Source organism: Coriobacteriia bacterium, from assembly GCA_013334745.1.
Classification (GTDB): Bacteria; Actinomycetota; Coriobacteriia; order Anaerosomatales; family JAAXUF01; genus JAAXWY01.
This window is the reverse complement of record JAAXWY010000012.1, coordinates 1-20,584: the sequence shown is the minus strand read 5'-3', so window position 1 is coordinate 20,584 and position 20,584 is coordinate 1. Positions and strand designations below refer to the sequence as shown.

Sequence of the window (20,584 nt, the reverse complement as noted above, 5' to 3'; positions counted from 1 at the left end):
CCCGGTACGAGACCCTACTCAGGCGGCGATCCCTATGAAAGCCACACAGCGATCCACCCAAGCCCAATCAGCCAACGGCGACTGTCTCGCGCCAAGCTCGGGAGTGGCACAGCCGCCTGTCTCGGATCAGGTCGCACACGTCGACGAGCTCATCGGCGACGCGACACGGTTCAAGCGGCTCGACTACGACCTGGTGGGCACGCTGGCGGAGGAAGCCTACGAGATCGCATGTCAGGTGGATCCGGGTGGTAATCAGTACCGCTACGGCATGGCCTCGGCGCTGGCGCTGCTCGCCCACCGGTGCGCCGCGCTGGGCGAAGCCGACAATGCGATGCAGCACGCATCCGAGGCGCTGGCGCTACTCGACTCACACGACCCCAGCCCGATGCTCGGCGACCTCTACGTCACGATGGGGTGGGCGCACTACCTCTTGGGCGACTACGTGGACGCGATGAATCGGCTACTCGTCGCGCAAGACATCGCCGAGAAGATCAACGACCGCAGTCTGGCCGCGTACGTCATGGACCGCATCGCGAACGTGTACCACGCCACGTCGCGCGCTTCGCTCGCGCTCTATCTTCAGCGACGGGCCATCGCGATTCAGCACGAGCTCGGCGACGAACTCGGCGCCGCGCTGACCATGAACAACATGACGTACAGCCTCATGGACCTCGACCAGTTCGACGAGGCGCTCGAAGTCGCGCTTGAGGCCATGCGCATCAGCGAAGAGCACGGCCTCACCTACCTGCTCATGGGCGTCCTCGATACGTTGGCCGAGGTTCACCGTCGCACCGGTGATCTCGATACCGCCGCGGCCTACTCGCTGCGCAGCCTACGGCTTGCCGGTGAGCACCATTCCGAGCCTGATCGGGGTGACGCGCTCTACACGACCGCCCTCATCGCGCTCCAACAGGGCCGCCTCGACGACGCGCTGGCCGCCGCACGCGATGCACTTGCCATCAACACGAGGCACGGGCGGTCGATCGAGGAGTTCTACTGCCATGAGCTGCTATCGCGCGTCCAGGAGCAGCGGGGCGAGCTCGGCGCCGCTCTCGAGCACTACCGCCGATTCCACGACCTGGAGCGTATCCGCCTCAACGAGGAGACCTCGAGCCGGCTCGCCAACCTGCAGGTCGAGCACGAAGTAGCCACGGCGCGCAAGGATGCCGAGATTCATCGGCTGCGCAGCCTTGCACTCGAGCAGGAGGTCGAGCAACGCCGAATCGCACAAGCGGAGCTCGAGGCCCAGGCATCGCTCGACGCGCTTACGGGCCTGTTCAACCGACGGCACGTCTCGGTGCTCTCGCAGGAGTTGCGTCGAGAGATGGCGCAGGGCCATCGCGCGTCGCTGATCCTCATCGACATCGATCACTTCAAGGAGATCAACGACACGCACGGGCATTTCGCCGGCGACCGGGCGCTGGTCTCGATCGCGCGCCTGCTGCGCGAGAACGCCCGCGATGCCGATACGCCGGTCCGCTATGGCGGCGACGAGTTCCTCGTCCTACTCGCGGGCACCGGCGCCGAGAAGGCCAAGGACATCGCCGAGCGACTGCGCAACGCCATCGAGTCCGAGCCCGTACGATACCGCGGCGCGTCGATTCCGATCACGGTCAGCATCGGGGTCGCGAGCGTCGGCCCGGGATCACACCAGGACATGCACGACCTCATTGAGCGCGCAGACCGCGCCCTGTACGCCGCGAAGCACGCCGGACGCAACTGCGTCGTGGGCGAAAGCCTGTGACCGTGCCGCGTGGGCACGTACGCGCGAGACACGCCGAAGCAGTGTGTCACTCGTCACATTCATCATGCGTTCGCCTGCGTGCGATCAACCGAGTGGCTAATGCCCACCCCCACCGCGGCCGATACCAGAAGTGAAGATTCATGCGTCAGACCCGCTGGGAGATGTGAGTTCGATGTTGCGCAGGATAGCCGTCATAGCGACCGCCGCCGTGCTGCTCGTTGCAGCCACGTCGTCGACCGCGTTCGGGTGGGGCAACGGTGGTCCTGACGACTGGCACTACGGCACCCATGACTGGGTACTCGACCACGCGATCACGTTGGCCGGCCAAGGCGGAGACTGGGTCGATGTCCGTGCCGCCCTCTACGCCTCCGATGACATCGACTACCGAGCCACCCCGACGTCTGTTCCCCGGCACGTCGGCGTGGGCGTGCGTGGCGGCCCCCAAGCCGTCTCGGACGAGTACTACCAGGTCGTGACCGCGTACAACGCCGGTGACTACGCCGATGCGAGCGAGCACCTCGGTCGCCTGGCCCACTACTATGCCGATGAGGTCCAGCCGTTCCACACGACCACAGCCGGATTCGTCTCGAACAACCCGCGACACGCCCCGTACGAGTACGAAGTCGACGACATGACCCCCAGCTACTCGAGCATGTCGAGCTGGATCAGCCCACGCAGCCGTAGGTCAGTCAGCGACGTGAGAGCTTCAGCGTTCCACGCAGCCGCGTACGCCGGCACGAAGTACGCGGATCTCAACGCGTCGTATCGAGCGAACAACAACAACGTCGCTGGTATCGGCAAGACCAACACGGGTCTCGTGCTCAACCGAGCCGTTAACGACCTCGCCGACATCATCGCTGCAGTCCCCAGGGGCGAGGGTCTGTCCCAAGCACCGGCGACGATGAAGCAGCGTATGTGGCGACCGAACTACTACTTCCCCCGAAGCAGTGACAGCCACAGCGCCGTCATCCGCAGCGACGTCTACTGCTACGACGAGAACGGCAAGCCGATGCCCGGCGTGGGCGTCACCTTCAACTGGCCGCTGGCCAGCGGCATCAAGTCGCGCGTCGCCTACACGGACGCCAACGGGTTCGCCTACACGTGGGAGGTCCCCGGGGCCGGCGTTTCCTTGATGAGAAAGCGTGCGCTCACCGCCAAGACCGTGCAGAGCAGCGAAGTCGCGACATCGGCCACGTGGTTCATGCCGACGCCGATGCTCGCCTCGGGGCTCTCGGGAATGAAGTCGAGCCTGTCCAACACGCGACCCAAGCGCTACTCCACGATCACCTCGCGTGTGCGCATTCGCAACACCGCAGGAAAGGCCGTCGCAGGGCTGCCGGTCACCTTCTACTGGAAGTTCGGTTCGGGGACCAAGAAGCTGACCGCAGTCACGAACTCGAGCGGCGTCGCATCGACTTCGTGCAACATCGGCGGAGCGGCTGCGGGACGGCGCGTCTACGTGCGGGCGAGAGCCTACTCGGGCAAGCAGAAGCGCGAGAGCGCGTCGTCGTTCATCCCGCACTAGGGCCGATATCCGGCGGCCTCAGACCCGCACCGCCGGCACCTGACAGGATTCAGCGAAGGCCCGGCCCGTCGGTCGGGCCTTCTTAGTGCGGTTCGCCGCGATTCGCCTGAAATGGGTTTGTTTCACATCGGAAACGCAATGCTGGATAATGCGTTCGGTTGCGGGACACTGGCGTTTCGCCGTGAACCGGCTCAGCCTCACGTCAAGGAGCGACACATAGTGCTGACCTCCGTGGTCGGAGACTTCCTACGACTCGTCAGGATCAATACCGATAACGCCTCGCGCACGTATGCGATGGCGCAGGTCGCTCTTACCAAACGCTACAGTGGCTCCGCGCTGGGCGCGGCCTGGGCGCTCGTCAAGCCGCTCATCTTCGTCTTCGCCTACTGGTTCGCGGTCAACATCGGCATCCGAGGCGGACGCTCGATGGGTGAGATTCCCTACATCCTGTGGCTGATTCCCGGCATCATGCCGTGGTTCTATATCTCGGATGCGCTCACCATCGGCGGTTCAGCTGTCCGATCGAACTCCCACTTCGTCACCAAGATGGTCTATCCGGTGGCAACGCTCCCCGTCTCCGAGGTGCTCTCGCTCTACATGGTCCACCTCATGATGATGTGCGTGACCGTCGCGATCTTCGTGATCTCAGGGTATGGACTCAGCATCTACTTCATCCAACTGCCCTACTACCTGCTGTGCACTGCGGCGTTCACCGTGGTCGTCGCGACGCTGCTCTCGGCACTGACGGCGGTGAGCCAGGACGTCCGACAAGCGGTGAAGTCGCTTATGACGTTGCTGTTCTGGATGTCGCCCGTACTGTGGTCGGCCGATAAGCTCTCCTCGCCGCTCAAGCAGATCGTGCTCGCGAACCCGATCGCCTACCTCACCGGCGGCTACCGCAACGCGTTTGTGTACCACCGGTGGTTCTTCCAGGACTGGGAGTACATGCTCTATTTCTGGGGCATGCTCGCTATCCTCGCGCTGTTGGCGAGCTACGTGTTCACTAAGCTCGAAGGCGAATTTGCAGACGTTCTGTAGGGGAGGTGTCGGCGCTGGATAACGCGATTCGTGTCAAGAATCTGACCAAGACCTATCGGATCTACTCATCTTCCATCTCCAGAGCGCTCGCCCCCTTCCGGCGCGACGACGACTCGAAGAAGTTCACTGCGCTCAAGAACGTCTCTATCGACTTCCCCAAGGGCGAGGTCGTTGCGATCCTCGGCAAGAACGGCTCGGGCAAGTCGACGCTGCTCAAGATCATCACGGGAGTCGCACGGCAGACCAGCGGTGAAGTCGAAATCGAGGGGCGCATCTCGGCGATGCTCGAGCTGACGAGCGGGTTCGACCTCGAGCTCACCGGAGTCGAGAACATCTACCTGCGAGCGTTGGCCCTCGGCATACCTCGCGAGGAAGCGGATGCTCGCAAAGAAGAGATCATCCGGTTCGCCGATATCGGCGATCACATCAACCAGCCCGTACGCACGTACTCGAGCGGCATGAAGGCTCGTCTCGGCTTCGCCGTAAGTGTGAGCGTCGACCCGGATATCCTCATCGTCGACGAGGTCCTTGCCGTTGGTGACGACATCTTCAAGATCAAGTGCATCGAGAAGATGGAGGAGTTCCGCAGGCAGGGAAAGACGATCCTGTTCGTCAGCCACTCCCTGTTCACGGTGAAGGCGTTCTGCACACGCGCCGTGTGGATCAACGCCGGTGTGGTCATGGAGCAGGGCGAGCTGGGACCGGTCGTACTCGCGTACGAGGAGTTCCTCAAGCAGGAGCGTGCCCGGATACGCGACCAGCACCGCGAGGATCATGGTGACGAAGAGATCGCGCTTGAGAAGCGCGACATCCTCGAGATCAAGGACTTCCGCCTCTACAACGAAGGTGTCGAGGGCCGCAGCAACACCTTCGACTTCCGAGAGGACATCCTCTTCGAGTTCGACTACTACGTGAAGCGGCCCATCGAGCGGCTCACGTTCTGCTACACGATCAAGAACTCCGAGGGTCTTGAGATGTTCATGTCGGACAAACAGGACCCGGACGCCGTGATCAACTCCGAGATCGGCAAGCACCATCTCCGCGTACGGCTGCGCGACCCCAGGTTGCTCGCAGGTGAATACCTCATGGCTGGCGAACTGTGGAATAACGACGCCGGGTTCTTCATCAACCACTCACTCAGGCGCCCGATTCACATTCGCGCCGGCAAGTTCGTCGGAACCGGCGTCGTGCACGTCGACTACGAACTTGAGAACGACTGACCCCACGATCGGGTTCAGTCGACCAGCCAGCTAGGGCTCTCGGAGGCGGGACTCATATGAACCGCGTGCGTCTGTCACGAAGGTTCGCACTCATGATTGGCGGCGGGATCGCCCTCGTGCTCGGCGCGGCGGCACTTGTCGGCATCGACTGGATCTGGACCGACTACCTCTGGTACGCATCCATGGGCCAGCAGTCGGTGTTTCAGGTCAGCTACGCCTCGATGCTCGGAGTGTGGTTGGGGTGCACTGCGATCGCGTTCCTGGCGATTCACGCGGGTGCTCGCTCGGCATGGAAGTCCGCGCTGGGAAGCTTCAAGTTCCCGGTCGGAACGGCAATCGGGTCGTTGCTGGCTGCCGGCCTGATGAGCCTGTCGATGTCGAAGCAGTGGATGGCGTTTCGCCTCGCAATCGCGCAGTCACCGTTCGGGCTCCACGACCCCCATTTCGGCTATGACGTCGGCTTCTTCGTCTTCACGCTCCCGGCGTTTGAGCTGCTCACTCGCTGGCTCACCGGACTTGTTGTTCTTGTCATGGTCACCATGGTCGCAATCGCCTTCATCGCGACTCGGCTGGACCCCACCGGAGTGGTCACGCCGGATTGGCGACGCCTCAAGCGGTCCTTCTCGATCCTGGCCGGTGCGCTTTCGTTGCTCGCCTCCGCAAACGTCATCCTCTCCATCTGGCAGTTGAGCTTCTCAACAGCCGAGACGCCCTTCGCGGGTGCCTCCTACGCCGATGTCCATGCACAGATTCCCGCCAGCATCGCGATCGCGTTGATGGGGGTGGTCGCAGCTGTCGTCTTCTTCGCGACCGCATCGGGGAAGCGCTTCAAGCCCGTGGTGCTGACGCTTGCCGTGTGGGCGGTCGCCGCTGCCGTACTCGGAGTCGCGTGGCCATGGGTCGTTGAGACGTACGTCGCCGCGCCGAACGAGGCGACGTTGGAGAAACCCTACATCGAGCGCAACATCGCCATGACACGAGCTGCGTGGGACCTCACATCGGTCAGGGGCGTTGACTACCCCGTGCATGAGAGCCTGGAGCCATCAGCAGCCTCGGCTGCGCAGCGCTCGCTCGCCACGGCGACCATTTGGTCACCGACGACAGTGCAGCAAGCATTCACACAGCTGCAGACGATCCGACCCTACTACCGCTTGTCTGACATCGATTACGACCGCTACGAGTACGGTGGCGAGCTGCATCAGGTGCTTGTTGCTGCGCGGCTGATCGACCCATCCGGCTTGCCGACGACCGCCCGTACCTGGGTCAACCAGCACCTCGTCTACACGCACGGATATGGGCTGGCGATCAGCTCGGCCAGCATGACGACCCCGCGCGGGTTCCCCGAGTTCATCGTTGGCGAGATCCCCCCGCGCGTGGAGAGTGCCGACGCGAGCATGGCTGCGAGTCTGGTGACGAAGGAGCCCCGCATCTACTTCGCCCCCGGACAGTCCGACTACGCGATCGTGGACACGGGCATCGATGAGTTCGACTACCCCGCGGGACAGAGCAACGCAAAGAACCGCTATACCGCGGACAGCGGAGTCGCGGTGGGTAACCCGATGCGCCGCCTCGCATGGGCAGTCCGGCTGGGCTCGCCCGAGGTGCTCTTCTCTCGCTACCTCACGCCGACAAGCCGCGTACTCGCCAACCGCGATGTGGTCCTGCGCGCCAAGAAGCTCGCACCGTGGCTGTCGTATGAAGACGCATATCCCGCACTCGTCGATGGCCGCATCACGTGGATCATCGACGGCTACACCGCAAGCGACCACTATCCGTACTCACAGCCACTCAAGAACGGCACAAGCTACCTGCGCGACTCAGTGAAGGTGACCGTCGATGCATTGACCGGTGACGTCACCTTCTACGCCACGGGTGAGGATCCCATCCGCGATGCATGGGCGCGCATCTATCCCACGATCATCACGCCTGAATCCGAGATACCCGTGGCCGTCGCCAAGCACATCCGCTTTCCGCGACAGCAGTTCAACGCTCAGGCGTCGATCTATCGCACGTACCACATGACCGATCCGATGGTCTTCTACAACAAGGAAGACCTCTGGGCCACACCATTGGATGCGAGCGGCAAGCCGGTGAAGCCCACGTACGTCATGGCCGACCTTCCCGGAGGAAACGGCAAGGGGCTCTACCTGCTCCAGCCCTACTCGCTGCCGGACAAGGCGAACCTGGTCGGCTGGATGGCGACGTCATGCGAGCCGGGCAACTATGGTGAGCACACCGTCTACTTGCTGCCTAAAGAGCGAGTCATTCTCGGCGCTGCGCAGATCATGGCGCGCATCAATCAGGACCCGCGCTTCTCACAGCAGCTGACTCTGTGGACGCAGCCGGGTAGCACCGTGGTCTTCGGCGATATGCTCGTGCTTCCGGTTCAGAACTCCGTGGCCTACGTACAGCCGGTGTTCCTCCAGGCCCAGAACAACGCGATGGCCGAGCTCGTCAGCGTGATCGTGGTCAATGGCGACCGCGTCGAGTTCGACACGACGCTGCCGGGCGCGCTCGAGAAGGCGTACGGACTTGCGAGCACCGCTCCCAGCGGTTCGGTGGAGGCGAGCGTCAGCGCGAACTAGCCTCGACTCCCGGCGAGTCGTCGCTTGAGCCATCGCGCCGCGCGGCCCGGGCCGGAAACCGGCGGGCGCACGTGCAGGGCCAGATTGCCTTCCCCGCTCGCGAAGTAGGCCACGACACGTACGCGACCCCCTAGCCGAAGCGGGACCTCGCAGCCGCCAGGACCATCGCCGAGTGTCTGCGCGCGTTCGATACCGAAACGGACCCTGCGCCGCGCACCGCGATAGCGCACCTGGGCAAATGCGTCCCACCGGCCCTCAGCCAAGCGCTCACCGTCTGCTACCCGGGCGACGTCGAGATGCACCTCAAACGGCGTCCCCGCCTCGGCATCGAGCTCGCCGAGTACGACGGGGACGAGAATGCTGACCCCTCGACCACGCGCGACCAGGTCGATCTCGGCGACCTGCTCCACCGGCAAGCCGGCAAGACCGAGGCGACCACGCGCGACCAGCTCGGTGCCGCTCCATCGCAGCTCGGTGAGTTCGTGACGTAGCTTGAACTCCGCACCTGCTTCGAGGGCGCCAAGCACCGCGATCGCATCGGCGTCGTTCGCCGCCACCGCCTCGTAACACACGCGGAAGCGCCACGGCAGTTGCTCGGCGACCTCGTCGTTGTAGAAGCGCTTCAGCCAGTCCCTGACCTCCTCGAGCACTCGGTGCGTCACCGCTGCGTCTGTCTCGGCGGGGAGCCGTACGAGCACGTTGCGCATAGCCTGTGCATGAAGGAGACGTGCAGCGACCGCATCGCGATCCGACCCGGGCTCGACGCACTCCTCGAGCACGTCGAATGCGCGTGCGAGCGACGGAACGTGCACGTCGGACGCGGTGGCGACGAGCGTCAGGTTCTGCCCGTCATCACGATGCCGGAAGTACAGATAGTCGTAGTCGCCGAGAATCGAGATCGCGCGTGCAGCGAAGTACGCACGCAGCACGAAGGGCTGGTCCTCCCCCATGTTCAGATCCTCGGGGAACCGGATCGCGTGGCGCTCCAGCATCTCTCGGCGGTAGAGCTTCCACGCCCCAAGCGTGCGAAACGCCCGAGAACCGAGTGCCGGTGTGCTCAGAACCGTCTCCTCATAGACGAGTTGTGGAACATTGCGACCGCCCACACTCACCATCTTGGCGAGCACCACATCGGTCCCGTTCTCGTCGGCTACGCGCACCATCCGCTCGAGCGCCTCGGGGCCGAGATAGTCGTCGGCGTCGAGCACGAAGACGTAGCGGCCGGTCGCGATATCGAGCGCGCGGTTTCGCGGAACGGACGGGCCCCCGGAGTTGGGCTGGTGGATGACGCGCATCGATGGTGCATCGACGGCGAGGCGGTCGAGCTCCTCGCCGGTACCGTCGGTCGAGCCGTCATCCACGACCAGGATCTCGATGCGGTCCTGCGGCAGCGTCTGTGCGAAGAGCGACTCGATGCACTCCACCACGTAGGGCATGGCGTTGTACGCCGCGACGATGACCGTGACATCCGGCTGCATCTAGCGGGCCTCGGCACGCGGACGAAGCAGTCCGCGCAGGCGTCGACGGGCCCTCCCGAGGATCTGCCGCGCCGTCTGCGGGCCACGCGCCGGGACGAACGAAAGGTTGCCGCCGCGTGTGACCGTGGGTGCGACCCCTCCGGTGTTGAAGACTCCGAATGCCTCCCGGCCGGCGGCGATGCGAACGAAACGGTGCGCGTTGCGCAATGAGACGCTGGCGTACACGTCCCATACGACACCGCTGCGCAGTACGTCATCAGGGTCGAAATCGACGATGACCTGCAGATGTCCACCCTGTCGCGACACGCTCTGCGCCTCGACGTAGCGCGCGCCGACGATGGTCGCACGCGGACGTGCGTAGAGGCGCACGTCGGGTGTCTCGGCGAACTCACCGAGCCGAATACTCGCTTCGATCCGGTAGCGCTCGCCTTGAGCGAACACATGTGAGGCGCGCGCGGTCATCCTGGGAAGCGCCACTCGGCGATCCTTTTGTTCCATCGCCGCCACGTAGACCTCGAACCAGCGCTCGACGCACAAGCCCGCCGAGAAGCGCCGATCGACCTCGAGCGCGCGCTCGCCCATGCTCCGCGTGCGGTCAGGATCGTCCAGCATGGAGCTCATCGCTTCGGCGAGCGCCTCGACGTCGCCGTACGTGACAACGGTTCCGTCGACACCATCGCGGATCAACTCCGTGATTCCGTACTTGCCGTCGTAGGCGACGGTGGGCGTACCCTGGGCCATCGACTCGGCGATGACCAGCGGCATGCCTTCTCGGATGCCTGCGAGCACCGAGTACGACGCCCGCGAGAACACCGAAGCCGAGTCGGCGGTCGTCCCCATGACGCGGAAGACGTCCGTCAGGCCCAGACCGTCGATGAGCCGTTGCAGCTCCCAACGCAGCGGACCCAGGCCCCACAGCTCGAAACGCGCCTCGGGGTGGGTTTCGGACACGCTGCGAAACGCCCTGACGACGTCGCTCCAGTTCTTGCGCTCGGCGAATCGACCGATACCAACGCCCAGCCAGCGGTCCTTGTCCGGCGACAGCGCGTCTCGGCTCGTGGGTGCGTCGTGCGGTACGGCGTGGAGGGTCGCGCGCGGCCCAAACTCCTCGGCGACGTCTGCGCGCTGCTCCTCGGTGATGAGGACGAATGCGTCGAATCGATCGAGTCTCGCGAGCATCGGGGCGTGCTCCGGCATCGTCGGCGACCCGTAAGTGTGCGGGGCGTCGAGATGACTCGCATGCAGCATCGTAACCTTCGCGGCCGACGGGTTCGTCATCTGAAGCACCGCCGAGGTGATCAGCGGGCTCTCGGTCTCGACCTGGAATATCGACTCGTCGTAGAGGGCCGCATGGTGATCGAGCCACTCAGTGCGCATGCTGCGTTCACTGTCGAACACGTGCGTGAATGCGCCGTGCTCGTCGGCGAACCGGATCTGCCAGGGAGCGCCCGGCTCGGTTCCGTGGCCGAACTCGACACGCGGCCTACCCTCGTCGTCGAAGTAGAGCCGCCGTAGAGGCTCGCCCGTCACGGCATCCAGGGTCACGGACTTGCGCAGCCGTCCGGCGAGATCCCGGCGTTCCTCGCGCAACACGCGCCCGCCGGCGTCTCGATAGGTGACGATGCTGCGACCATCCGGGTCGTGCGTCTCGACGGCATCCCACTCGGACGACGGGCCCGTGTCGGGCTTGATCGCACCGGGACGGGCGGGTCGATGGACGTCCTCTGCGAAGAGCCCTCTGGGGGCGTCGCCGCTGATGCCCGCCTCATCGAACAGGTTGATGACCTGGACGCGAGGCCCGAGCACGCCCATCTGGCGCAGCCGGTGGCCGGAATCGTCTTGGTCGAGAGTGAACGCGAGTGTGAGTATCGTGACGTCGCGATCGAGCGCCTCGCCGATCAGCGAGGCCTTATGCAGCGCGTTTCGGACGAGCCCGCCTCGGTGATGCCAGACATCGTGAAGCACGACGTGAAAGGCCACGTCGTTGAGTCGCTCTGGGACTGGGACGGTGAGTTGCAATCCGGATCCTCCGCGGCGCTCCCCCGAGTGTGCTGGCGCAACGACTGAAGTGTACCTGAGAAGCCGCGACCACTCGGCGTGCAGGGCGCGGCCGAAGCGCACGCTGCCCAGACCCGATATCATGAATCGGCCGGTCGCTCGGGGAGAGCGGCCACCAGACGACACGAACCCACGAGGTGCCCCTGCGCATGCGGACCCTGATCCGACTCGCCATCTACGTCGCCCGCGCGATCTACGCCGTGCTCAGGGTGTTGCCTCGCCGCGCCAAGATCGTGATGCTGAGCCGCCAGTCCGACGAGCCATCCAAGGACCTCGTCCTGCTCGCCGAGCAGCTCCGTCGACAAGCACCCGACATCGATGTGGTCGTGCGCTGCCGCTTCATCCCCAAGGACACTCTCGGCCGTGCGCTGTATCTGTCGGAGGTCCTCGTCCAGATGTACCACCTCGCCACCGCCCGCGCGTGCGTGGTCGATGGCTACAACGTCCCCCTCTCGATTCTCAACCACCACGGCAACCTGTTCGTGGTGCAACTTTGGCACGCGCTGGGCGGCATCAAGCAGTTCGGCTACCAGTCGATCGGGCAGCCCGGGGGCCGCTCGGCGGCGATCGCTCGCGCGATGCACATGCACCGCAACTACGACGTCGTCCTGTGCGGCGGTCCCGGCTCCGTCGCGGCCTTCGCGGCAGCGTTCGAGGTCGACCCGACGGCAGTCGTCCCGCTCGGCCTGCCGCGCGTCGACTACCTGCGCGGTGCGCGTACGCCCGCCGACGGCGCGCGCCCGGCGCAGCCGGTCGCCGCGCTCGTCCGGGCGTACCCGCACCTCACCGACGGCTCCACGCGCGTGGTGCTGTACGCACCGACGTTCCGCCACCACGGCGGCTCGGCGTACCGCGAGGTCATCGACGCCTTCGCTGACAGCGGCATGACGCTCATCGTCAAGCCACACGACCTCGAGAGTGCATCGCTTACCGGCGCGCACCTCGTGGATGCGACCGGGGTCGACGTGTTCGACCTGCTGCCACTGTGCGATGCGGTCATCACCGATTACTCGGCGGTTGCATTCGAGGCGGCTTGCATCGACAAGCCGGTCTACTACTACGTCTACGACATCGAGGAGTACCGAGCGGAGCGCGGCCTGAACTTCGACCCGCTCGCCGAGATACCCGCGATGTCGTCGACGAGCATCGACGACGTCATCCGGATGATCCGCGAGTCCGTCGTCGACGAGGCGGCCGTGAGCGACTTCTCGGCAGCGTTCGTGCCCGAGCGCGGCGCCGACTGCACCGCGTCCATCGCCGATCTCGTGCTCTCGCACGTACGCGAGCGTTCGTAGCCAACCCCACGGCGAGGCGGTAAGATACCGCTTTCGTGCGACGACCCGAAAGGCACATTCAGTCACATGGCAGCGCCCCTCAAGAAGCGCCTCAAGCGCCGGATGAAGAAGGCGGTCAACGAGATCGGCAAGCACGTTCCGGTCGTGCGTGAGATTGCACGCCGTCGCGACTCAGCACGCCTCGCCGAGCGCTACGCGCGTACGTGCGCCGAGAACCCTGTGACGCCCGGCGTCGCGATCTTCGAGAGCTACTCGGGTCGCAGCTACGCATGCAGCCCTCGCGCCCTGTGCGAAGCGATGCGCACGCACGAGTCCACACGCGGCTACGAGCTCATCTACGCGCTCGCGCGCCCCGTCGTGGCTGCGCTCAACGAGCGTGGCGGCTTCGACGTGCGCGGCCTGCGCGCGAACGACACCGGCGACGGCGTGGATCTCGACGCGCTCTTCAGCGCCGAGGACCTCGAGGCACTGGCCGCCATCCGCATCGTCGTGCGCCGCTCGCAGGAGTACTTCCGCGACTACGCGCGCGCGTCGCTGTGGGTCTCGAACAACCGCATTCCCCCGCATCTCATCCCCCGCGAGGGTCAGACGTACATCCAGACGTGGCACGGTACGCCACTGAAGCGCCTCGGCTTCGACATCGAGACCAAGGGCTGGGCGAACCCGATGTTCACCAAGCGGGAGTGGCACGAGGCCTACGGCCTTGAGGGCGAGCGCTTCAGCTACCTGCTCGCAGCCTCGCCCTTCGCGGCCAAGGCGCTCGGCTCGACGTTCAACCTGCCCAAGATCGGGCGCACGGACGCCGTCATCGAACTCGGCTACCCGCGCAACGACTACCTGAGCACCTTCACCGCCGAGCAGGCCGCAGCGACCCGCGCCCGCATGGGCATCCCCGAGGGCAATCGCGTCGTGCTCTACGCCCCCACCTGGCGCGAGGACCAGTACTCCACGAGCGAGGGCTGGACCTACGAGCCGGCGGTCGACTTCGAGCGGTTGCTCTCCGACCTCGGCGACGGCTACACGGTGCTCTTCCGCGCACACTGCCTCATCGCGAGCTCGTTCGACTTCGCCCGCTACGGCGATTCGGTCGTCGATGCCTCCAAGGTCACTGACATCAACCAGCTGTACGCCATCGCCGACGTGCTCGTCACCGACTACTCGAGCGTGTTCTTCGACTACTCGAACCTGCGTCGCCCGGTCGTCTTCTACATGTACGACCTCGACACCTACGCCAACGACATGCACGGCTTCTACCTCGAGCTCGACGAGCTCCCCGGTCCTGTTGTGCGAACCCAGCCCGAGCTCACTGCCGCCCTGAAGGCCGCCGAGAACCCCTCCGCCGCTGAGGTCGCCCGCGTCCGCGCGTTCGCCGAGACCTACGCGCCGCTTGATGACGGTCACGCGAGCGAGCGCGTCATCGAGCGCTGTGTTGCCCCGCTGGTTTACCATGGGTCGGAGCCCGTTACCGCGCCCGAAAAGGAAGTCGCCGAATGAAGCGTGTTCTGACCTACGGCACGTTCGACCTGCTCCATCACGGTCACATCCGCATCCTGCAGCGCGCTAAGGCGCTCGGCGACTATCTCGTCGTGGCCGTGTCCACCGACGAGTTCAACGCCGGCAAGGGCAAGAAGGCCTTTCACGACTACGCGCTGCGCAAGGAAGTCGTTGAGTCGATCCGCTACGTCGATCTGGTGATCCCCGAGAACTCGTGGGAGCAGAAGCTCGACGACATCAAGAACTACAGCATCGACGTGGTCGTCATGGGCGACGACTGGGCCGACAGCGACAAGTTCGACTACCTCAAGGACCACTGTGAGCTGGTGTTCCTCGCCCGCACCGACGGCATCTCGACAACCGAGATCAAGGCCGACCTCGCCGGCCAGTGAAGGCGCTGTGGCTCCAGGATCGCGAGCTGTCCGTACGTGACGTCGACGTACCGGATGCCACGGCAGCCGGTGAAGCGCTCGTTCGCGTCCGCCTCTCGGGCATCTGCGGCACGGACCTGGAGCTGACCCGCGGCTACTACCCGTACACCGGCGTGCTCGGGCACGAGTTCGTCGGCGAGGTCGTCGAGTCGCCCGATTCCGAGTGGCTCGGTGCCCGCGTGGTCGCCGAGATCAACGATGCCTGCGGCTCATGCGAAACCTGCCGAGCAGGTCGCCTCACGCACTGTGAGACCCGCAGCGTGCTCGGTATCGTGAACCGCAACGGCGCGCATGCCGAGTTCGTGAGCGTCCCCCTCGGCTGCCTCCATCGCGTGCCCGCGACGGTGAGCGACGACGCCGCCGTCTTCACCGAGCCGCTCGCCGCAGCGCTCGAGATCCTCGAGCAGGTCCACATCGCGCCCACCGATCGCGTGCTGCTGCTGGGCGCCGGTCGCTTGGGCCAGCTAGTCGCGCAGGTCATTGCGCTCACGGGCGCCCGGCTCCAAGTCGTTGCGCGCCACACCATCCAACGAGCACTACTCACCAAGCGTGGCATCACCGCCATCGCCGAGGACACCGTCGTCGAGCGTGGCTACGACGTCGTCGTCGAAGCCACGGGCTCCCCCGACGGTCTGGCGCTTGCGAGGCGCGCGGTGCGGCCACGAGGGACGCTGGTGCTCAAGTCCACGTACGCGGGTGAGGTCACGCTCGACCTCTCGGCGTTTGTCGTCGACGAGATCACCGTGGTCGGCTCCCGCTGCGGCCCGTTCGCGCCCGCGCTACGCCTGCTCGAGCGTGGCGACGTCGACCCCACCGTACTCATCGCCGAGCGGTTCGCTCTGGCAGACGGTGTCGCCGCCATGGCGCATGCCGCTGAGCGCGGTGTCATGAAGGTCCTGCTCGAGCCGTAGTGACGACCACCCTTGTGCTCCGCCTCGCCGGTGGCATGTCCTCTCCTATTCGGATACAGTATGCGCAGTATTCGTTGTCGTGATTTCGCAGGAGTACAGGATGCCGCTTCGGGGACGTCGGATAGTGGTCGTCGCGCACTGCGTTCTCAATTCGAATTCGAAGGTTGACGGTCTCGCGAACTACGCGGGCGCGATCCGCAGCACCGTAGCGCCCCTTGTCGAGAGTGGTGTCGGAATCGTCCAGCTCCCCTGCCCGGAGGCGACCTTCCTCGGGATGAAGCGCTGGGGCATGACGTACGAGCAGTACGACACGCCTGCCTACCGGAGGCACTGTCGACGAATCCTGGCGCCGGTCATCCATGAACTCGTCGCGTTCGACTCGGCCGGCTACTCGCTTGAGAGCGTGATCGGCATCGACAACAGTCCGAGCTGCGGCGTCAACCTCACATGCCGCGGCTACACGGGTGGAGAGATCGAGACCGTACCGACGAGCACGAAGTCGCCGGGGCGCGGGGTGTTCATCGAGGAGCTGCAGGCACTACTTGCCGCACGCTCCCTGGCCATCGACTTTCAGGCGGTCGACGAGGATGAGCCCGAAGCCTGACCACGGGGGAAGTCAGGCCGCAGCCGCGGCCTACGCCGAATTGAAGGGAGTCATGCACATGAGGGGTTCGGGACAGAGGTATCTGCTGCTTGCGGGCGTGATCGCGCTCCTGGCGACCGTCCTAGCGCTGGGTGGGTGTGCGAAGCCAGCAGCGACTCCGGAAGCGAAGGCGCCGGAGGCGTCATCGACGCCAGCAGCGAGCGACCCGTCGCTCGCCGACATCCAGTCCAAGGGCGTGCTCATCATCGGCACGGCGCCGTTCTACGCACCGTTCGAGTCGACGAACGAGAAGACCAAAGCGATCGAAGGCTTCGACGTCGACATGATGAACGCCATCGCGACGAAGATGGGCGTGAAGGCCGAGTTCAAGCCGGCCGACTGGCAGGCGCTGCTCGGCGGTCTTGAGAAGGGCGACTACGACGTCATCGTGAGCGCCATGTCCAAGAAGGAAGCGGCCGGCAACAACGTCGACTTCTCGGAGGTCTACTACCTGCTGCCCGACGTCATCATCGTCAAGAAGGGCAACCCCAAGGGCATCACCGGGGAGGCCGACCTCTCGGGCAAGATCGTGGGCGTGCAGCTCGGGAGCGGATCCGAGCAGCTCGCAGACGAACTCAAGGGCAAGCTCGGCTTCAAGAGCCTCAAGAAGTACAAGCTCACGCAGGATGCGATGAACGACCTGAAGGTCGGGCGCATCGACGCGGTCATCGCGGGCCAGGCGTTCGCCGTGGAGCAGAGCAAGGTCGACCCGAGCTTCGAGCTCGTTGGTGAGCCGCTCACTACCGCTGAGATCGTCGGCGTGTTCCCCAAGGGCAACGCGAGCGCGATCGAGGCGTTCAACAAGGCGTTGGCCGACATCAAGGCCGACGGCACCTACGACGCGCTCATCGCGAAGTGGCTGACCGTCAAGCAGTAGGTATCCAGCACTAATGTGCACATCGGGGCGGCTCCACAGTGGGGTCGCCCCGAATGCGTTTGAGGAGAACCGGATGAACGTGGTGCAGTGGCAGATCATCGGCGACTGGGCGCCCGAGTTGGCCGCAGCGGCCCTGGTGACGCTTGAGATCAGCGCAGCGTCGTTCGTCGTTGCGCTCGTGATCGGCGTCGTCACGGGCGCGGTTCGCTCCCGCGGCGGGTGGCTCTCTGCGCCCGTCACCGCCTACGTCGAGTTCTTCCGCGGCACACCCCTGCTCGTGCAGCTCTTCTTCATCTACTACGGGCTCGCGCAGGTCGGGCTGGTGTTGGAGGCAAACGTCGCGGCAGTGTTGGGACTCGGACTCAACGGCGGCGCCTACATCTCCGAGATCATCCGAGGCTCACTGCTTGGAATCGATCAGGGGCAGTACGACGCATCCCACGCCCTGGGCCTTGGCTGGTTCAAGACGCTGCGATGGGTGGTCATGCCTCAGGCACTGCGCATCGCGCTGCCGCCACTGGTGAACTCGTTCTCATCACTCCTCAAGGAGAGTTCGCTCGTGTCGCTTCTGGCGATCACCGAGATCATGAACGTAGCCAACCAGATCTACTCGCGTACCTTCCGGGCCTTCGAGATCTTCGCGGTTGTCGCGGTCATGTACTTCGTGATGACCTACGCGTTCTCGTTGCTGGCGAAGAGGCTTGAGACCCGGCTGAACTTCCGCGGAGCCGTCTGACCCCAAGCACACCAGCACCCGCCCCTCGAATCGAGAGACGGGCGCTGGGAGATCGCTTGAGTCGTGCGGTCGGTCCCTACGCGAAGATGCCGTCTCCGCCCACGCTGTCGAAGCGAGCCTGGAAGAAGCGCAGGTACTCCGGCTCGTAGTTGAAGGCCAGCCCTCGCACCTTGGCGGAGTGGTCCATGACCTCCATGACGCTCTCGGCGGTCACGTCCATGTGCGCCTGCGTGTAGACACGGCGCGGAATCGTGAGGCGCACGAGCTCGAGCTTGGGGTAGCGGTTCTCGCCGGTCTTCGCATCTCGACCCGCCGAGACGGCGCCGCGCTCCATCGCGCGGATGCCCGACTCGACGTAGAGCGCGGCAGCAAGCGCCTGCGCCGGGAACTGGTCACGCGGGATGTGCGGCAGCATCGCGATGGCGTCGAGGAAGATCGCGTGACCGCCGATGGGTCGCACGATCGGCACGCCGGCCTCGATCAGCTTCTCGCCGAGGTACTCGACCTGACCGATACGCGAACGCATGTGGTCGTCTTGCACCGACTCCTCGATGCCGATCGCCATCGCCTGCATATCGCGCCCGGCCATACCACCGTAGGTGTGCAGCCCCTCGTACACGACTACGAGGTTCTGCGCCTGCTCGGCGATCTTCTTGTCGTTGACAGCGAGCCATCCGCCGATGTTAACGAGTGAGTCCTTCTTGCCGGACATGGTGGCGCCGTCGGAGACGTCACAGATCTCGCGCAGGATCTGGGCGACGCTCTTGTCGGCGTAGCCCTCCTCGCGCTGCTGGATGAAGTAGGCGTTCTCGACGGCGCGGGTGGCGTCGAGGATGACGGTGATGCCCTGCTCACGGCAGTAGCCGCTCACTTCGCGCAGGTTCGCCATCGAGACAGGCTGGCCTCCGGCGAGGTTCACGGTCACGCCGATGGTGATGTAGGGGATGCGGTCCGCGCCTACCTCGGCGACGAGCGCGCGCACCTTGTCCAGGTCGATGTTGCCCTTGAAGGGGTGCTCGGAGGCCGGATCGTGCGCCTCGTCGATGATGACGTCGCGGAAGGTGCCGCCCGCGAGCTCCTGGTGAAGACGCGTGGTCGTGAAGTACATGTTGCCGGGGACGTAGTCGCCGTCCTTGATGAGAATCTGCGACAGGATGTTCTCGGCGCCGCGGCCCTGGTGAGTGGGGATCAAGTGCTCGTAGCCGTAGTACTTCTGTACCGCGGCCTCGAGCGCATAGAAGTTCGCTGAGCCGGCGTACGCCTCGTCGCCGAGCATCATGCCGGCCCACTGGCGATCCGACATCGCGCTGGTGCCTGAGTCGGTGAGCAGATCGATGTAGCAGTCCTCGGACCTGAGCAGGAACGTGTTGTAGCCGGCCTCGCGGATCGCCACCTCGCGCTGCTCACGGGTGGTCATCTTGATGGGCTCGACGACCTTGATCTTCCAGGGCTCGGCCCAGCTTGTGCGTCGTGTCATGGCGTATCAGTCCCTCTCATCCGGTGCGGTGTGCGCCCACGTAATGGGTCGCGCACCCGTAGTCGCGGTACACCCCGCATTGTTCCGCGCACGCCGCCGCCGATAAAGGGGCTACCGTAGGTAGAACTTGCCAATTGCCACGGAATCCATTTCGTAAACAACCTCTTGCTTATGAATCTGTATCTCGTACACGATTTCACCAACTGTCTTGCGTTGCAGGGGTCCCTGCGAAGTTCACCCCCTCCGCTTCGCACGTTCACTGCGAATTCACCCGCCGAGACCAGTGTGGGGTTGCGCGCAACATCAGCAACTCGACTCTGAAGGAGGCACTTCCTCATGAACATGAAGCGAATGACCGCCGCGGTCGCCGGAGCACTCGTAGCCGGACTCGTCCTCGGCACCGCCGTCTCGGGTTACGCCGCGACGACCGGCCAGAGCGGCACGGCATCGACCGTCGCCGCAGCGTGTGGCACCGCCGGACTCCGCCTTGGTGGCGCGGTCCGTGACGGTGGCGGACGCCTGCTCGACGTGGTTTCCAAGCTGACCGGCATGTCGACCGCCGAGGTCACCGCCGAGCGTGCCGCCGGCAAGACCTTCACGCAGATCGCTGCGGCCAAGAACGTCGACTCCTCGGCCGTCATCGCCGAGGCGCTCAAGGTCCGCGAGTCGCTTCTCGCCGAGAAGGTCGCGGCCGGTACGATCACCCAGGCTCAGGCCGATACGGCCCTCGAGAACATGAAGGCCCGCGTCACCTCGCGCGTCGACACCGTCAACGCTGACTGCGACGGAACCGGCTCCGGTTCCGGTGGCGGCTCGGGCGCTGGCAAGGGTGGCGGCAACGGTGGCGGCGGTCGCGGTAACGGTGCTGGCGGCGGTCGCGGCGCTGGTGGCGGCGACGGTACGGGTACCTGCACCGTCCAGTAGATTGTCTCTTGCACACGTGAGCGGGCGCCGAAGCGGCGCCCGTGGGGGAGCAGCGCTCCCGGGGGAGGTCAGTCCCTCCGGGCCGACCGATCGCTGGCCGACGCGGTCGGGCTTCGACAAGTTCTACGGGTTCTTCGGCGGCGAGACC

At 65.0% G+C, this 20,584-nt stretch carries 16 protein-coding genes; 13 read left to right on the top strand and 3 right to left on the bottom strand.

Going from position 1 to position 20,584, the window contains the following annotated elements:
• Window positions 1–103: 103 nt before the first annotated feature.
• From HGB10_04925 to HGB10_04905, 5 genes are all read left to right on the top strand, one after another.
• Window positions 104–1,744: a diguanylate cyclase gene (locus tag HGB10_04925; GenBank protein NTU71145.1), complete on the top strand. Its 1,641-nt coding sequence runs from the start codon at window positions 104–106 to the stop codon at window positions 1,742–1,744.
• Between the two features lie 172 nt (window positions 1,745–1,916).
• Window positions 1,917–3,269 (top strand): hypothetical protein, encoded by a 1,353-nt coding sequence (locus HGB10_04920; protein NTU71144.1) that lies wholly within the window; start codon window positions 1,917–1,919, stop codon window positions 3,267–3,269.
• Between the two features lie 219 nt (window positions 3,270–3,488).
• Window positions 3,489–4,307 carry an ABC transporter permease gene (locus tag HGB10_04915; protein ID NTU71143.1) on the top strand — a complete coding sequence of 273 codons (819 nt, stop codon included), beginning with the start codon at window positions 3,489–3,491 and terminating at the stop codon, window positions 4,305–4,307.
• A gap of 5 nt (window positions 4,308–4,312) precedes the next feature.
• Window positions 4,313–5,527, top strand: a complete 1,215-nt coding sequence (locus tag HGB10_04910; GenBank protein ID NTU71142.1) for an ABC transporter ATP-binding protein — start codon at window positions 4,313–4,315, stop codon at window positions 5,525–5,527.
• Between the two features lie 56 nt (window positions 5,528–5,583).
• Window positions 5,584–8,112 carry a UPF0182 family protein gene (locus HGB10_04905; protein ID NTU71141.1) on the top strand — a complete coding sequence of 843 codons (2,529 nt, stop codon included), beginning with the start codon at window positions 5,584–5,586 and terminating at the stop codon, window positions 8,110–8,112.
• Here HGB10_04905 and HGB10_04900 read toward each other — a convergent pair.
• Both HGB10_04900 and HGB10_04895 read right to left on the bottom strand, forming a co-directional pair.
• Window positions 8,109–9,590, bottom strand: a complete 1,482-nt coding sequence (locus HGB10_04900; protein ID NTU71140.1) for a glycosyltransferase family 2 protein — start codon at window positions 9,588–9,590, stop codon at window positions 8,109–8,111. The two genes, HGB10_04905 and HGB10_04900, sit on opposite strands and share 4 nt — an antisense overlap.
• A complete protein-coding gene (locus HGB10_04895) occupies window positions 9,591–11,609 on the bottom strand; it encodes a glycosyltransferase (GenBank protein ID NTU71139.1) in 2,019 nt (672 codons plus the stop codon). It lies immediately after the preceding gene.
• 188 nt (window positions 11,610–11,797) lie between these two features.
• Between HGB10_04895 and HGB10_04890 the strand changes: the two genes are divergently transcribed.
• The 7 genes from HGB10_04890 to HGB10_04860 all read left to right on the top strand — a co-directional run bounded on the left by HGB10_04890 (window position 11,798) and on the right by HGB10_04860 (window position 18,035).
• On the top strand, window positions 11,798–12,943 hold the full coding sequence (locus HGB10_04890) for a CDP-glycerol glycerophosphotransferase family protein (GenBank protein NTU71138.1): 1,146 nt from the start codon (window positions 11,798–11,800) through the stop codon (window positions 12,941–12,943).
• Window positions 12,944–13,009: 66 nt separating this feature from the next.
• Entirely contained in the window at window positions 13,010–14,437 is a 1,428-nt protein-coding gene (locus HGB10_04885) for a hypothetical protein (protein NTU71137.1), read from the top strand.
• The gene (gene tagD, locus HGB10_04880) at window positions 14,434–14,829 is read left to right on the top strand and encodes a glycerol-3-phosphate cytidylyltransferase (protein ID NTU71136.1); all 396 of its coding nucleotides are present in this window, start codon (window positions 14,434–14,436) and stop codon (window positions 14,827–14,829) included. The genes HGB10_04885 and tagD overlap by 4 nt, the downstream gene beginning before the upstream one ends.
• A complete protein-coding gene (locus HGB10_04875) occupies window positions 14,826–15,779 on the top strand; it encodes an alcohol dehydrogenase catalytic domain-containing protein (GenBank protein NTU71135.1) in 954 nt (317 codons plus the stop codon). Before tagD ends, HGB10_04875 begins: the two co-directional genes overlap by 4 nt.
• 100 nt (window positions 15,780–15,879) lie before the next feature.
• Window positions 15,880–16,383, top strand: a complete 504-nt coding sequence (locus tag HGB10_04870; GenBank protein ID NTU71134.1) for a DUF523 domain-containing protein — start codon at window positions 15,880–15,882, stop codon at window positions 16,381–16,383.
• 58 nt (window positions 16,384–16,441) lie between these two features.
• Window positions 16,442–17,299, top strand: coding sequence for an amino acid ABC transporter substrate-binding protein (locus HGB10_04865; GenBank protein ID NTU71133.1), 858 nt, complete (start codon window positions 16,442–16,444; stop codon window positions 17,297–17,299).
• Window positions 17,300–17,372: 73 nt separating this feature from the next.
• Window positions 17,373–18,035, top strand: coding sequence for an amino acid ABC transporter permease (locus tag HGB10_04860; GenBank protein ID NTU71132.1), 663 nt, complete (start codon window positions 17,373–17,375; stop codon window positions 18,033–18,035).
• Window positions 18,036–18,111: 76 nt separating this feature from the next.
• Here HGB10_04860 and HGB10_04855 read toward each other — a convergent pair whose 3' ends face one another.
• Complete coding sequence (locus HGB10_04855; GenBank protein ID NTU71131.1) at window positions 18,112–19,512, bottom strand: tyrosine phenol-lyase; 1,401 nt, start codon at window positions 19,510–19,512, stop codon at window positions 18,112–18,114.
• A 336-nt stretch (window positions 19,513–19,848) separates the two neighbouring features.
• On the opposite strand from HGB10_04855, the gene HGB10_04850 reads away from it, so the two are divergent.
• Window positions 19,849–20,436, top strand: a complete 588-nt coding sequence (locus HGB10_04850; protein ID NTU71130.1) for a hypothetical protein — start codon at window positions 19,849–19,851, stop codon at window positions 20,434–20,436.
• Window positions 20,437–20,584 lie beyond the last annotated feature (148 nt).

Bases quoted from the DNA above. Each gene is read 5' to 3' on its own strand.
- HGB10_04855 (NTU71131.1), bottom strand. From the start codon at position 19,512: ATGACACGACGCACAAGCTGGGCCGAGCCCTGGAAGATCAAGGTCGTC.
- HGB10_04850 (NTU71130.1), top strand. From the start codon at position 19,849: ATGAACATGAAGCGAATGACCGCCGCGGTCGCCGGAGCACTCGTAGCC.
- HGB10_04865 (NTU71133.1), top strand. From the start codon at position 16,442: ATGAGGGGTTCGGGACAGAGGTATCTGCTGCTTGCGGGCGTGATCGCG.
- HGB10_04900 (NTU71140.1), bottom strand. From the start codon at position 9,590: ATGCAGCCGGATGTCACGGTCATCGTCGCGGCGTACAACGCCATGCCC.
- HGB10_04920 (NTU71144.1), top strand. From the start codon at position 1,917: ATGTTGCGCAGGATAGCCGTCATAGCGACCGCCGCCGTGCTGCTCGTT.
- HGB10_04870 (NTU71134.1), top strand. From the start codon at position 15,880: ATGCCGCTTCGGGGACGTCGGATAGTGGTCGTCGCGCACTGCGTTCTC.
- HGB10_04885 (NTU71137.1), top strand. From the start codon at position 13,010: ATGGCAGCGCCCCTCAAGAAGCGCCTCAAGCGCCGGATGAAGAAGGCG.
- HGB10_04890 (NTU71138.1), top strand. From the start codon at position 11,798: ATGCGGACCCTGATCCGACTCGCCATCTACGTCGCCCGCGCGATCTAC.
- HGB10_04860 (NTU71132.1), top strand. From the start codon at position 17,373: ATGAACGTGGTGCAGTGGCAGATCATCGGCGACTGGGCGCCCGAGTTG.
- HGB10_04905 (NTU71141.1), top strand. From the start codon at position 5,584: ATGAACCGCGTGCGTCTGTCACGAAGGTTCGCACTCATGATTGGCGGC.
- tagD (NTU71136.1), top strand. From the start codon at position 14,434: ATGAAGCGTGTTCTGACCTACGGCACGTTCGACCTGCTCCATCACGGT.